Source organism: Jeotgalibacillus sp. 10bf12 (genome assembly GCF_055597105.1).
Map to the genome: position 1 here is coordinate 575,803 of NZ_CP200276.1, position 13,257 is coordinate 589,059.

Annotated in this window: 11 protein-coding genes and 1 riboswitch; of the genes, 6 read left to right on the forward strand and 5 right to left on the reverse strand. The window is 43.6% G+C overall.

The genetic code is table 11. The annotated features are described in order from the left end of the window. Nucleotides 1-190: 190 nt before the first annotated feature. Entirely contained in the window at nucleotides 191-475 is a 285-nt protein-coding gene (locus DH10bf12_RS02640) for a hypothetical protein (RefSeq protein ID WP_471737070.1), read from the forward strand. A gap of 10 nt (nucleotides 476-485) precedes the next feature. Here the strand turns inward: DH10bf12_RS02640 and DH10bf12_RS02645 are convergent, their stop codons facing one another. Continuing rightward, complete coding sequence (locus DH10bf12_RS02645) at nucleotides 486-833, reverse strand: hypothetical protein (protein ID WP_471737071.1); 348 nt, start codon at nucleotides 831-833, stop codon at nucleotides 486-488. Nucleotides 834-1,044: 211 nt separating this feature from the next. Between DH10bf12_RS02645 and DH10bf12_RS02650 the strand changes: the two genes are divergently transcribed. Then, nucleotides 1,045-3,246, forward strand: coding sequence for an EAL domain-containing protein (locus tag DH10bf12_RS02650; protein WP_471737072.1), 2,202 nt, complete (start codon nucleotides 1,045-1,047; stop codon nucleotides 3,244-3,246). Nucleotides 3,247-3,284: 38 nt separating this feature from the next. Here DH10bf12_RS02650 and DH10bf12_RS02655 read toward each other — a convergent pair whose 3' ends face one another. Then, nucleotides 3,285-4,937: a glycoside hydrolase family 13 protein gene (locus DH10bf12_RS02655; protein ID WP_471737073.1), complete on the reverse strand. Its 1,653-nt coding sequence runs from the start codon at nucleotides 4,935-4,937 to the stop codon at nucleotides 3,285-3,287. Nucleotides 4,938-5,030: 93 nt separating this feature from the next. Between DH10bf12_RS02655 and DH10bf12_RS02660 the strand changes: the two genes are divergently transcribed. Continuing rightward, nucleotides 5,031-5,630: a class I SAM-dependent methyltransferase gene (locus DH10bf12_RS02660; protein ID WP_471737074.1), complete on the forward strand. Its 600-nt coding sequence runs from the start codon at nucleotides 5,031-5,033 to the stop codon at nucleotides 5,628-5,630. A gap of 447 nt (nucleotides 5,631-6,077) precedes the next feature. Here the strand turns inward: DH10bf12_RS02660 and DH10bf12_RS02665 are convergent, their stop codons facing one another. Beyond that, nucleotides 6,078-7,541 carry a gluconokinase gene (locus DH10bf12_RS02665; RefSeq protein ID WP_471737075.1) on the reverse strand — a complete coding sequence of 488 codons (1,464 nt, stop codon included), beginning with the start codon at nucleotides 7,539-7,541 and terminating at the stop codon, nucleotides 6,078-6,080. Nucleotides 7,542-7,840: 299 nt separating this feature from the next. Between DH10bf12_RS02665 and DH10bf12_RS02670 the strand changes: the two genes are divergently transcribed. Then, a complete protein-coding gene (locus DH10bf12_RS02670) occupies nucleotides 7,841-9,190 on the forward strand; it encodes an FAD-dependent oxidoreductase (RefSeq protein ID WP_471737076.1) in 1,350 nt (449 codons plus the stop codon). A 137-nt stretch (nucleotides 9,191-9,327) separates the two neighbouring features. Here the strand turns inward: DH10bf12_RS02670 and DH10bf12_RS02675 are convergent, their stop codons facing one another. Together DH10bf12_RS02675 and DH10bf12_RS02680 are read right to left on the reverse strand one after the other, a co-directional pair. After that, nucleotides 9,328-10,869 carry an esterase/lipase family protein gene (locus tag DH10bf12_RS02675; protein WP_471737077.1) on the reverse strand — a complete coding sequence of 514 codons (1,542 nt, stop codon included), beginning with the start codon at nucleotides 10,867-10,869 and terminating at the stop codon, nucleotides 9,328-9,330. Nucleotides 10,870-11,186: 317 nt separating this feature from the next. After that, complete coding sequence (locus tag DH10bf12_RS02680) at nucleotides 11,187-12,164, reverse strand: ring-cleaving dioxygenase (RefSeq protein ID WP_471738175.1); 978 nt, start codon at nucleotides 12,162-12,164, stop codon at nucleotides 11,187-11,189. Between the two features lie 167 nt (nucleotides 12,165-12,331). Here DH10bf12_RS02680 and DH10bf12_RS02685 point away from each other — a divergent pair, with 167 nt between their 5' ends. Together DH10bf12_RS02685 and DH10bf12_RS02690 are read left to right on the forward strand one after the other, a co-directional pair. Next, on the forward strand, nucleotides 12,332-12,832 hold the full coding sequence (locus DH10bf12_RS02685; RefSeq protein ID WP_404406151.1) for a hypothetical protein: 501 nt from the start codon (nucleotides 12,332-12,334) through the stop codon (nucleotides 12,830-12,832). A 17-nt stretch (nucleotides 12,833-12,849) separates the two neighbouring features. Next, nucleotides 12,850-13,017: a hypothetical protein gene (locus tag DH10bf12_RS02690; RefSeq protein ID WP_471737078.1), complete on the forward strand. Its 168-nt coding sequence runs from the start codon at nucleotides 12,850-12,852 to the stop codon at nucleotides 13,015-13,017. Between the two features lie 105 nt (nucleotides 13,018-13,122). Next, nucleotides 13,123-13,226, forward strand: a riboswitch (TPP riboswitch). Nucleotides 13,227-13,257 lie beyond the last annotated feature (31 nt).

Consider the following 13,257-nt stretch of genomic DNA (forward strand, 5'->3'; position numbering starts at 1 on the left):
ATGCAGCAAAATAGCGGTCCATTTATCCGCCACTCCACCGTTGATTTATGTGGTCACAAAGAATATTTACCCCCGGTTTAAGAGATTAAAACCACTTTAAACATATTCGTGTGAACCACCTATTATTTATAGTGATCCATCATTTAAATCAGCCATATCCATCAAATACAGCACAGAAAGGGGCAGTAAAATGGATCAAAAAGAAATAGAAGCATATATTATTAAGCAGTATCAGGAAGATGAACAGGTCATGGTACGCATATTCATTCAATGGTGCCAAGAGCGTGATCTGGACCCTGAAAAAGTTTACCACAAAGCTTATCCTGCACAGCCTCCTAATCCTCTTTTAAAAAAGCTGAAAGAAGAAAGCGAAGTATTTGATATGACCGTGGATTCCGGTACACTGATCAATGTCCTGCAGGTATTCGGTAATGATGACCTTGCATTTATTGTTTCAGAGTATGCAAAAAAATAACGTCAGGCTGCTACGGAAGCAGCCTGAAAAAATTCACCCACTCATGCGGCAACTGGTCCACACCAACCTCCTCATATAATTCATCCTCTCCGGTAATCACCACCTGCCAGTACAGTTCTGCCTTCATACCAGTCTTGTATCCGTTACGCAGCGTATTGACATTCAGATGAGAAAGCTTTTCTTTTAACCTATCCATCTCAAGTTCATTTAATTGAGATGGCTGGAGATCAACTTTTTCATGATTAACGATACCCGATCTGAATATATAACTTCTTTCAAAATCAATGACTGTCCTCAATGAAGTTCCCGCTGTGTCCGATATTCTGATCTCCAGCTGCTTCAGCTTGTTTCTATTCAAACCCCTCACTCCGTTTAGTTTTTTACTTTTATTTTATCAAAACTGACAAGAATTCTGAATCGAACGTAACAGTTCTTTAGACTTTTATAAAAATACAACTTTTTACACTAAAAAGACAATATAACCGTGACATACGTCACGTTTCGATTTATGATAGATGTAATTATTTGTTTCTTATATGAACAATTGCTTGTTAAAAGGAGGAGAATTCATGGATCACCTGAAAGCTGACCCCCAGTATTTGTTTGATTTCTTTACCGGACTCTATAAGATGGTTTTTTTGATGGAGGTAGATACGCAGGGCTATAAATATGCAGATGTCACTGCTGAAGCAGCACGCCTTGCCTCACTTCCTGAAGACTGGAAGGGTCGCTACATTCATGATATCTATGAGGAAAAAGTCTCAGCTCCTCTCATCAGCCAGTACGATGAAGCAGCCTCTAAAGGTGAGCCTGTCTTTTATTCTGATCAGATGAACAAGCTTTCCAATATTTCAGCGTACGCTGCCTCAGCTCTAATGCCGATCACAGACGACCATGGATATGTCAGATATATAATAGGACTGACAAATGACCTTTCAGACTCCACATCCACTAAATTGCTCGCTTCAATTGAAAATATTGATTACTTAACCGGACTTCCAAGTCTGTTGCAGGTTAAAGCAGAGCTTTCCAAAATGGAACATTCCTCATTTTCAATACTGTATATAAATATTGACAGGTTTAAATTAATTAATGAGTGGCTGGGGATTGAAGCCACAAATGAATTGCTCAAAAAAATCGCCAAACAGACCGCTACCCTGCTGCCACCTGAATCCATTTTAGGGAGAATTGATGGAGATGAGTTCATTGTGACAGTGACTAACCATACTGAAAATGAGGCCCTTCAACTTGCTAAGAACATTCTTTCATCACTGTCTCTTTTTACTTACGAGGTAAATAGTGTATCGATCCCGGTCACAGGATGTATCGGAATCTGTCAGAGTCAGGGTCACCCTAACTCAATGATCAGCAATGCATGCGCCGCTATGGTCGAAGCGAAACGGGAAGGCAGAAACTCGATCCGCCTGTTCAAAACAGAAAATCAGCATCAGGACAATATCGCTGAAGCGATTATGGAAGCTGAACTATATAAAGCGCTTGATCAGGATGAGCTGACCGTCTATTATCAGCCAAAGCTGCACGCCAGCACGAATCGCGTCCACTTTGAGGCGCTTGTCAGATGGTTCAGCCCTGTGCTTGGAACAGTACCACCTCTCAAATTCATACCAGTCGCTGAAAATACGACACTGATTCAGGAAGTGACAAGAACTGTTGTTTATAAAGTGTGCGAGGATATAAAAAATGCACCTGAACTTTTTGACACGGCTGTTACATCAATTAACCTGTCTGCCGCCTTATTTGAATCTGATTTAATTAACGAACATTTTATTCAGATTGTAAGTGATTGCGGGGTCAATCCTTCAAATATTGAGGTAGAAATTACTGAGAATATGCTGATGAAAAATCCGGTCAAAGGCGTGGAAATCATTAATTACTTAAAGTCACTCGGCTTTCGCGTCGTCATTGATGATTTCGGGGTGAGCTATTCATCTCTCAATTATTTAAGAAAATTTTCACTTGACGGTATTAAAATCGACAGGTCTTTTATCTCTCAGATTGATCATCACCATAATGAAAAAGATATCAGCATCGTGCATTTTATTATTCAGCTTGCCAAAAAACTGGACCTCTATGTTACGGCGGAGGGTGTGGAAACGAGAGAACAGTTTGATATCCTGACAAGCCTTGGCTGTGATGAAATACAGGGATATTATTTCAGCAGGCCTTTGCCACTTGAAAAAATCAAACATACAATTGACCATTTTTTCCACTGCATCGCTTCCGCAAGCCAGTCATATCTTGAAGCAGCTGTTACAACAGAGAAAACCGGGGAAGAGAGCCGACTTAAGGAAATTGAGCGCCTGCAGATCATCGATACACCAACTGAAGAGCGGTTTGACCGTATTACCCGGATCGTTAAGAATGCATTTCACGTACCAGTCTGTTTCATTTCAATTATTGATGATAAACGCCAGTGGTTCAAGTCATGTATTGGCATCCCTGACTATGACCAGACACTCAGGGAAGTCCCTCGCGATCAGGCTTTGTGCGACTACGTAATCAGACAGCAGGAAGCACTGATCATTGAAAACATAGCTGAGCACCCGGATGATAAGATCCGTGCGTTCTTTAAGATGAGCGGACTTCAGTTTTATGCCGGCCTGCCGCTAATATCAAGAGGTGAAATGATCGGAACGCTTTGTATGATCGATTACCTTCCGCGGAGATTTACTGACAAGCAATTTGACACCATTTCAGATTACGCTAAATGGGTGGAGTCTGAGATTGAACTTTATAGTTACCGGAGTTAAGTTCATAATAAAAGACAGCGCACAGGCGCTGTCTTTTATTAGTCTGCTGATATAATCTCATATACGCGGGCTTCATAAGGCTTCAGTTCAAGCGTATGAGGCATTACAGATCTTGCTTCAGCGTCCACCTTATAATTGCCAATCACAAGACGTGCCGCTTCACCTGACAAAGCTTCAGGGCTTTCTACTGAAAGTGTCTGCTCCGAGTGGTTCAGCGCAATCAGCCACGTTGTGTTTTGATAGGTTCGTTTATACATATAAAGCGGTTCTTTCTCTTTTGACAGATCCTCATAATCACCATACACCATCACCGGATGCTCTTTACGCAGTTCGACCAGGTTTTGATACGTATAAAACACAGAGCTTTGATCATTGAGCGCCTGCTCTACATTGATTTTTTGATAGTTTGGATTCACCTTAATCCAGGGCTCACCTTTTGTAAAACCGGCATGTTCCTGATCATTCCACTGCATTGGCGTACGGGAATTATCACGGCTGAGCAGCAGCAGGCCCTCAAATACTTCTTCAGGATCCCTTCCTTTTGCCACTTCTTCTTTATATTTATTTTTCATCGCAATGTCATTGTAGTCATGAATCGATTCGAACCGGACACCGGTCATTCCGATCTCTTCGCCCTGGTAAATATAAGGCATGCCGGGCAGCGTATGGAGCATGATCCCAAGGAGTTTCGCAGATTCAGTCCGGTAAGCACCGTCATTTCCGTAACGTGTAACCTGTCTTGTATGATCATGATTATTTAAAAACTGAGAGTTCCAGCCTTTCTCAAATACACCCTGATACCAGCTTTCCTGAATCTCTTTATACTTTGGGAGGTCCATGACAGGCATCTCATCGGCGACCTGAAAATGAAACAGGGTGTTCAACTCATGACGGTCTTCATTGACATATAACAGACCGGTCTCAGGATTCACAAAAGGAATCTCACCTACAGTCATCACGTCGTAATGAGACAGCACTTCACGGTTCATCTCCTGCAAATAATCATGAATGCCCGGATTATCTGCCAGATAACTGATATGTTCAGGATTTTCTGCATCCGGGAATCCTTCCTGCTTTGCCAGCAGATTAATGACATCCATTCTAAATCCATCAATGCCGAGATCCAGCCATGAACGCATCATACGGTAAATTTCCTCCCTGACTTCAGCATTCTCCCAGTTCAGATCGGGCTGCTCTTTTGCAAAAGAGTGAAAATAATATTCTTCAGTTTCCTCATCCTTGGTCCAGGTTGAAGGTTCAAAGTAAGAACGCCAGTTATTCGGTGGACCGCCATCTTTACCTTCGCGCCAGATATACCAGTTGCGCTTCGGATGATCTTTTGATGACTTTGAATCCAGGAACCAGGGGTGCTGATCTGAGGTATCATTGACTACGAGATCCATAATCACCTTCATACCCTTATGGTGGATCGCATCAAGCAACTCTTTAAATGTATCCATATCACCCGCTTTTTCCATAACGGATTCATAGTTTGATATATCATAACCGTTATCACGGTCAGGTGATTCATAGAACGGATTCAGCCAGATCACATCAACACCGAGCTTCTTTATGTAATCCAGCTTTTCAAGCACGCCGCGGAGATCTCCATACCCGTCACCATTACTGTCGTAAAAGCTGCGCCAGTAAACCTGATAGACAACTGCTTCCTTCCACCATGTCTTCTTCATGCAAATCCCTCCCTGCAAATGTAGCTCTATTATAACCGCTTACAAATGAGATTACTGCTCAGAACCATTATAATTCAATAGAGGAGTGATGAGATGAATGCATGGGATAGAAGATTTCAGAACAAAACGTATATTTACGGAAAAGAACCGAATGAATTCATTGTCTACGCACAGAAAAAGTTGGGTTTGAAAACAGGCTCATTGCTTGCAGTCGCTGAAGGAGAAGGCAGAAATGCGGTTTATCTGGCTGAAAAAGGACTCAGCGTCACGGCGTGGGATTATGCAGAAGAAGGACTAAAGAAAACGCAGGGACTCGCTACTGAAAGACACGTGCAGGTACAGACCGCGCTTGCTGATTTAACAGATGCAGAATGGACACCTGAAGCCTATGATGCGGTGATCAATGTGTTTGGTCATATTGATCCTGCAGGAAGACAATCAATGCTTGAAGGCATTAAAAGTACAATTAAATCAGGCGGCTATTATATCAGCGAAGTGTATTCGAAGCACCAGCTGCCTTACAAAACAGGCGGCCCGCCAAAAGAAGAGTTTTTATATGATGCAGAAGAGATGCTTGAAGCTTTTACAGACTGGAAAATAATTCACTTCTTTACCGGTGAAGTGACAAGACAGGAAGGCAAGCTGCATAACGGCCTTTCACATGTGATTCAAATCATTGCGCAAAAAATCTGAAAATGTTCCACGTGGAACAATGAAAAGCGGAAGGCGCTTGGTCAGCTCTGACGGGCATAAGACGCGGAGCGGAAAACGGGTGACCTTTCCCGTTTACCGATGCGTGGCTTATGACCCGAAGAGCTAGCGCCTGGAGCTGGATCTCACGAAAAGCGGAAGCAGGCGTTTAGGTCCGACAAGCTTAAGACGATCTGAGAGAAATGGGTGACCTTCCCCATTTTCTCAGGTTGGCTTATGACTCGAGGACCTGCCTGCTGGAGCTGGATCTCATGAAAAGTGAAGGGCGCTCGATCAGCTCTGACAGGCATAAGACGCGGAGCGGAAAACGGGTGACCTTTCCCGTTTACCGATGCGTGGCTTATGACCCGAAGAGCTAGCGCCCGGAACTGGATCTCATGAAAAGTGGAAGCAGACTTTGAGTAATCATACACACGTCAGGCTTTTGATTTATTCCGTCATCGCCTTGACGAACTTACTGTAGCGCTTATAAACCTTCATATATTCTTCATGCTGTTCTTTATCAGGCTCAGTACGTTCGCCTAAAGGAATGTTTTCTTTAATTTGTTTTAATGAATCCTTTTCACCTGATGACGTTAACACGAGCCAGGCAGCTCCCCAGGCGGCGCTATGGTGGCTCTCTGTCCGCTGCACGGGCTTATTAAAGATATTTGAAAGAATTTGAACCCAGAGTGCTGATCTTGAGAGCCCCCCATTGACGTAAATGACTTCCGCTTCTTCTCCGGCTGTTCCAAGCGAAAGGTAGATCTGATACAAGTTGAGTGTAATCCCTTCGAGCACTGCTCTTGCATATTGAGGTATACCGTGTGAGATCGACAGGCCGATCAGGCTTCCTCTTGCTTCCTGATTCCAGATAGGAGCACGCTCACCATTAATATATGGTAAAAACAACAACCCATCTGCTCCCGGACCTACAGTCTCTGCTTCCATGATCAATTCTTCATAAGTCCCATGATAATTCAACGTCTTTTTTAACCACTCTATGGCCACCCCTCCGTTATTTGTAGGCCCTCCTGTTATGTAATAATCCGGTGTGAATGCATAACAAAATACTTCGTGACCGCTACTGACAGTGAAGTGATTTGTCCACTTACGTACCGCACCGCTCGTACCGGCTGAAATGGTCAGACAGTTTTCATCAAGCCCGCTACTGCCAAGGTTAGCAAGCTGACCATCAGCTGATCCAATGATGAATGGTATATTCGGCGGAAGTTTTAAATAACTGGCAATAATACGATTGAGTTGTCCCAATTGGTAATCAGGAGGTACTGGTTTACCCACCTGACTTTCTGTGATTCCTGCTCTTTCAAGTATTTCATTATCCCATGTCAATGTTCTGCCATCCATCATGCCAGTCGCTGCTGCCATTGCATAATCAGTCACCCGTTCGTTAAACCATTGATAGATGATGTATTCTTTAATCGACATCAGATATTCAGCTTTTTGATAAGGTGGATATCCTGTTTTCTTCATCCATATCAGCTTAGTTAATGGCGACATCGGATGTATGGGTGTGCCTGTCCGCTCGTAAAAGGCAGAACCATCTGATCTCATCAATTCCATTGCCTGCTGACGGCTTCTGCCATCCGCCCATATCAGTGCTTTTGAAACCGCACGGCCATCCTTGTCTGTACAGATCAGAGAATGCATAGCGCTCGAAAAACCAATACCAAGAACATTTTCTGCGTTTGCACCGGTTTCATCCAGCACATTTTTTAACGCAAAAACTGCAGATGACACAATGACATCCGGGTCCTGTTCTGCATAACCATCCGTTGAATAAGAAGTTTTGATCAGCTGCTCTGTTTCAGCTTTTACTTTTCCAGCCCTGGTAAACATGACCGCTTTTACACTGGTTGTACCAAGATCAAGACCAATCACAAATTCCTTCATATCATCTCTTCCTTTGTAAAGATCATTTTTTACCACTGAGCTCATTACTTTATCAATCAAGCATATCACAGGATTCTCTTACCAGCTGTACTGAATTTTCTGCTTTACCAGATGTCATTTCCACTTGCAGCTAAGCTGAAGTTCAACTTTTTTGTTCTATTTTGAGGGGTGTGACGTATGATTAAAATTGTTTGTGAAATACTGAACAAAACACTTGCATTCTACTTCAAACCGTCGTATACTTAAGTCAATTACTGATTGTGAAGTTTTTCACAATTAAAATTAGGAGGAATTTTTACATGAAAATCGCAGTAATCGGAAGTACTCACGCTGGGACAGCAGCTGTAACGAATATGGCAAATATGTATCCTGAAGCAGATATTACAGTTTATGAGAAAAACGATAATGTGTCCTTTCTTTCATGTGGTTTAGCATTATATGTAGGCGGTGTCGTTGAAGATCCCCAGGGGCTTTTCTACAGCTCACCTGAACAACTGAAAAGTCTTGGTGTTACGATGAAAATGCAGCATGCCGTGCAGGAAATCGATACTGCGCGCAAGCAGATCAAAGCACTAAATCTCGTCACTGGTGAAGAAGTGAATGACAGCTATGACAAACTTGTAATGTCTACAGGCTCTTGGCCAATCATTCCGCCAATTGACGGCATTAAGCTTGATAACATTTTGTTAGCGAAGAACTTCAACCAGGCTAATACCATTATTGAAAAGTCACGTGACGTAAAACACGTAACAGTTGTAGGTGCAGGCTATATCGGCGTTGAGCTTGTAGAAGCATTCCAACAGGCGGGTAAAGAAGTAACGTTGATTGACGGTGTGGACCGCATACTGAATAAATATCTTGATCAGGAATTTACAGATCAGGTGGAGAAGGCGTTCATTGACCATGGCGTTGAACTGAGACTCGGTGAAACGGTTACTCGTTTTGAAGGTGAAAATGCTGTAGAAGCCGTTGTAACAAATGCAGGACGCGTTGAGACTGACCTTGTGATTATGTGTGTCGGCTTCCGTCCAAACACAGAATTGTTAAAAGGAAAAGTCGACATGCTGCCAAACGGAGCGATTAAAGTCGATGATTATATGCGTACAAGCGATCCTGACATTCTTGCAGCCGGTGACTGCTGTGCAGTGAAATATAACCCGACAGGTCAGGCCGCCTATATCCCGCTTGCAACAAACGCAGTCAGAATGGGCACACTCGTTGCACGCAACCTGATTGAACCTGTTATGAAAAACGTTGGTACTCAAGGTACTTCAGGGCTTCACATCTATGATCTGAATATGGCATCAACAGGCTTAACTGAAACAAGTGCTCAAGCGATGGATATTCATGTGAAAAGTGTCACAATATCTGAAAAGCACCGTCCGGAATTTATGCCGACCTCAGAAGATGTACTGCTGAAAGTCAGCTATCTTCCTGAAAGCCGTAAGATCATCGGTGCACAGGTACTGTCAAAAGCAGATGTGACTCAATCAATTAATACACTCAGCGTCTGCATTCAGACTGGCATGACGATTGATGAACTCGGCTTTGTCGATTTCTTCTTCCAGCCGCACTTCAATCAGCCATGGAACTTCCTGAATAAAGCAGGACTTGCAGCAGCTGAGACACGTAAGCCGGAGCTGGTCTGACTGAAATAGATAAAAATAAGCATTACAATAAAAAGCGCACTTGTAGGAAGTGCGCTTTTTATGTGTCGTTTCATATGCAATCTGAGGGACCGTTAATGAATTAAGCGTCCCCGACTTACGTATCAGCATTTAACCCCTTAATAAGCGACTCCTTCTTCATCTACAAAGACAGTCTCAATCACTGTACGCTGGAATTTGTCTCCGGCAGGTGTGGTACCTTCAACTTCTACAGTCATATTATAAGTCCCTTCTTCGGAAGGAATGGTGACTGCTTTACCACTTTGCTTAAATGTGCGGCGTTGCTGACCGATTCCCCTGTTTTCTTTACCGTCTCCCGCGGTAAATCCGATTTCACTGAACATCTGAATATCAGCAGGGAGCTGTGCTTTGTTTCTGAACCCGGGGTTTGTTTTCAAAGCCCAACTTCTCTTATTATCAGAAGGCTCAAGCGCCAGCTGATCGTTAAAACCCGAAGTAAATGTTACCATTAAAGCATAAGCAGACGCCTGGTCCGTTACCGTTTCCGCTGACCATTTTCCGGCTGCAGGATCTGTGATTTCAATCGTATGGTGATAGGCTCCGTTAAAAAACATCGTATCATCCTCATCAGCAGTCACTTCATAATCCCGCGCAGGACCTTGTGGCGCTTTTAACGTCACAGTCTCATGTGGTGTTGCACTCATCCAGTTAATCACAAGACTTTCCGCTTCATCTTCCACATAAAAACTCTCAGATGCTTTCCCATTCTGTTCTCCGCCCCTTAACAGCGTATCAAGCGGCTGGATCTCTTCTTCCTTTGCTTCCATCGTACTAAATGCTGAAAAAGCAGCTGCACGCTGTGTCGTTAAGTAAGGCTGGAAGATCGATAGTGTATTGTATCCTTTGTTAATCTCACCATGATTCCAGTTACCAACCGCCAGGCTTCTACTGTAAGGCAGCTGAGAACTCGCAACTGACACCACTCCATCGTTAGGCCCTGAAATGAAACCGCTTCCAAACCAATACGCGCTGAACAATGGTCCGGTACGAGTACCGGCAAGGGATAAATAGCTGTTCTGGCCAACTTCGAAGCGGCTATCAGTAATCGAACGGAAATAGTTCATCGTTCCAGTCTGAAGACTCTGCGTCCCCTCACTGTTTTGTCCAATCAGACTGGCAAGCCAGCCCAGTGACGTACTATTTGCCAGATCAGCAAGTTCACTGCCATAGTGAGGCGAGCTCAGCGTAATGACGTTGGATACAAGCGGGTATTTCCCCTCGTGGATCAGGGCAACCTGCGTATCAACGCCTCCTTTACTAAATGCAACAATGACAAGCTTTTTCCCGCCAAAATGGGCAGAGATTTCTTCAAGCTGTCCTGCAAGCATCGCACCATTATCCCAATAGCCTTTTGGCGTGCCACCGGAATCATTCAGCTCGACAAAAGCCGTCTCATATCCTGCAGCAACAGCACGGCTGTACATATCATTTTCGTTATACCAGACAGTCGAATCATTTGTCAGACCCTGAACGAACACAATTGCAGGTTTTGCAGGGTCTATGTAAGCAGGGGCTTCACCAATACTGATCGTTCCGGGAACAAGCGAATTACCCGGCGTCTTAAATCCTCCGGCAAAAGCGGCAGACGGCAGTGACAGAAGCAGAAACACAGCAATAAACAGGGAAAGCGTCTTTTTCATTTAATCTTCTCCTTTTAAATCAGCTGTACCGGGAAACCCCGACCATCTATGTATTTCGACATTCGGAAGGTAAATCCTGTATCTTTTGATAATTAAATTATTATTTATTTATGTGTTGGACGAGTTAGCGGAGTTGTCACTGTTTCCTTTTAGTATGTAGCATTCCCCGCCTGGATTGTCGTGATACACCCGGATACTTGTTACAATCTCCGCTGCACTTGTCGCAATCACCCGATTTCCATGTCATTTCTGTCCCGCTCACCTCCCTATACACATAAAAAAAGCCGGATATCCATTAAGATACCCGGCCCCACTCACTATTCTTTTTCAAATGTCTTCGTACTTCTTACTGTATTAATCGGACGCACCTTACTTTCAATCTCGTCCCGTTTCGGCTCTAAAAACGGTGGCAGTGACAGCTTCTCACCGAGCGTTTCATAAGGTTCATCACCCATAAAACCAGGTCCATCCGTTGCGAATTCAAAGAGAATCTGCGGTGCGACCCTTGAATACAGAGACTTAAAGAAGAAACGGTCAACAAAGCCTGATGTCGCAAAACCAAAACTCTTCATGCGCTCATCCCACTCATCAAGCATCTCTCTATCTTCCAGTCTGAAGGCTGCGTGGTGAACAGTGCCGAAGCCCTGCTGCGCCTGCGGTAGAAAGGTGTTGTGTTCGACAATGACACTAGCCCCGTTTCCGCCTTCCCCTACTTCGAATAAGTGAAACGATTTGTCTTCTGCCGTTTCTTTAAACAACATTACCTTCTCAAGCATTTCCTTAAAATAATCAAAGCGGTCAACGCGGACAAATAATGGCCCAAGCCCTGTAATTGCGTATTCAAGCGGTACAGGCCCCTGCTGCCACGGCGTACCTGCTTCTACCCCATGATCATTTTCATCTGAAATCAGCTGATACTGCTGATCATCGAAATCAACAAAAGAAATCGTCTTCTTACCGAACTGCTCATGCACGCCTTTATGCTTTACATTCAACCGGTCAAACCGCTTTTCCCAGTACTCAATCGCTGCATCACTCGGTACACGGAAAGATGTTTTAGAAATTTCGTTTGTGCCGTGATTTCCCTTCGGAATACCCGGGAAATCGAAAAACGTCATATCGGTGCCGGGGCTTCCTGTATCGTCAGCAAAAAACAGGTGATACGTCTGGATATCATCCTGATTGACTGTCTTTTTAACCAGTCTCATGCCAAGTACATAAGTGAAAAACTCGTAATTTTTTTCAGCACTGCTTGTAATCGCAGTCACGTGATGAATGCCTTTTAACGCTTTAATAGACATAATAAATGAGCCTCCTCTAGTGCAATTTTCATACACATAGCATCTAATGATTCCAGACTGAATGCAAGAATATTGACCGCTCAAGTGTTAAAAATGTAAATCTGCTGAAAAGTGCTTCATAATAAGAAGTAACTACCTTACCCGAAAGGAGGGGCAATGATATGAGTATTCCAAAAGTGGATTTTTACTTTGGCGCACTGCTGTCACACCTTGTCAATCGCGGGTTCTCACCTGTGATGAAAGAAGGCGGACAGGACCGGAGAATTTACGCGCTTGAAAATGAAACCGACAGCTATTTTATTTATGCTAAATACTCGTTTACACCCCGCTTTAAAAAAGAATCCCGTATCTGGACCTTCTCCTTTTACGATACAGAAATGGAAAAGACGCTCCGCAGCCAGCATGACAACCAGTATCTGTTCGCTTTCATCTGTGGTGAAGAAGACCTCCAGAACACTGAAATTATTTTACTGACAGCGAGTGAAGTCTCAGAGTGTATCAAGACGTCAGAGAACGGCCGGAAGTGGCTGACGATTGAAATGGCAGATCGCAAAAGAACACTTACTGTTCGCGGCAGTGCCCATTCAAAACCCGGCTATTCACTGAAAATCACCCGCAGCACCGACCAGCGTCTTGAAGAACTGCCAACCATGCTTTTTTAAAAAAGGAGATGGTCCTCATGATGACAATCATTCTAATCCTTTTTGTATTCTTTGTTACCTTCTGTATCAGTGCAGTGATGAACATTTTGAACCACACCACTCAGGGACGTCACTGGTTTTACTCCGTATTGTTCAGCCTCGTGATTGCGGTGATTGGCGTACTGATATTTGAACCGAGAGAATAACTTTTTAATAAAAAGGAATAATATGGTTCTGATTAGTTTTTCCGGGGTGTTGCACATTCCATTCTCTGGTGATATAGTGGTCGTGCACAGAAAATTAAATACCGTTATCTGCACTAGGGGTGCGAATTAGCTGAGATGTGAGCATTAGCTCCGATCCCTTATGACTCGATCAGGATAATACCTGCGTGAGGAAGTGTAGTGACTTCTCTTTTTATATCAGGAGCAGTGGCTACATCTTTC

Coding starts and splice junctions, on each gene's coding strand:
- DH10bf12_RS02685 (WP_404406151.1), top strand. CDS start 12,332: ATGAGTATTCCAAAAGTGGATTTTTACTTTGGCGCACTGCTGTCACAC.
- DH10bf12_RS02665 (WP_471737075.1), bottom strand. CDS start 7,541: ATGAAGGAATTTGTGATTGGTCTTGATCTTGGTACAACCAGTGTAAAA.
- DH10bf12_RS02655 (WP_471737073.1), bottom strand. CDS start 4,937: ATGAAGAAGACATGGTGGAAGGAAGCAGTTGTCTATCAGGTTTACTGG.
- DH10bf12_RS02660 (WP_471737074.1), top strand. CDS start 5,031: ATGAATGCATGGGATAGAAGATTTCAGAACAAAACGTATATTTACGGA.
- DH10bf12_RS02640 (WP_471737070.1), top strand. CDS start 191: ATGGATCAAAAAGAAATAGAAGCATATATTATTAAGCAGTATCAGGAA.
- DH10bf12_RS02675 (WP_471737077.1), bottom strand. CDS start 10,869: ATGAAAAAGACGCTTTCCCTGTTTATTGCTGTGTTTCTGCTTCTGTCA.
- DH10bf12_RS02650 (WP_471737072.1), top strand. CDS start 1,045: ATGGATCACCTGAAAGCTGACCCCCAGTATTTGTTTGATTTCTTTACC.
- DH10bf12_RS02670 (WP_471737076.1), top strand. CDS start 7,841: ATGAAAATCGCAGTAATCGGAAGTACTCACGCTGGGACAGCAGCTGTA.
- DH10bf12_RS02690 (WP_471737078.1), top strand. CDS start 12,850: ATGATGACAATCATTCTAATCCTTTTTGTATTCTTTGTTACCTTCTGT.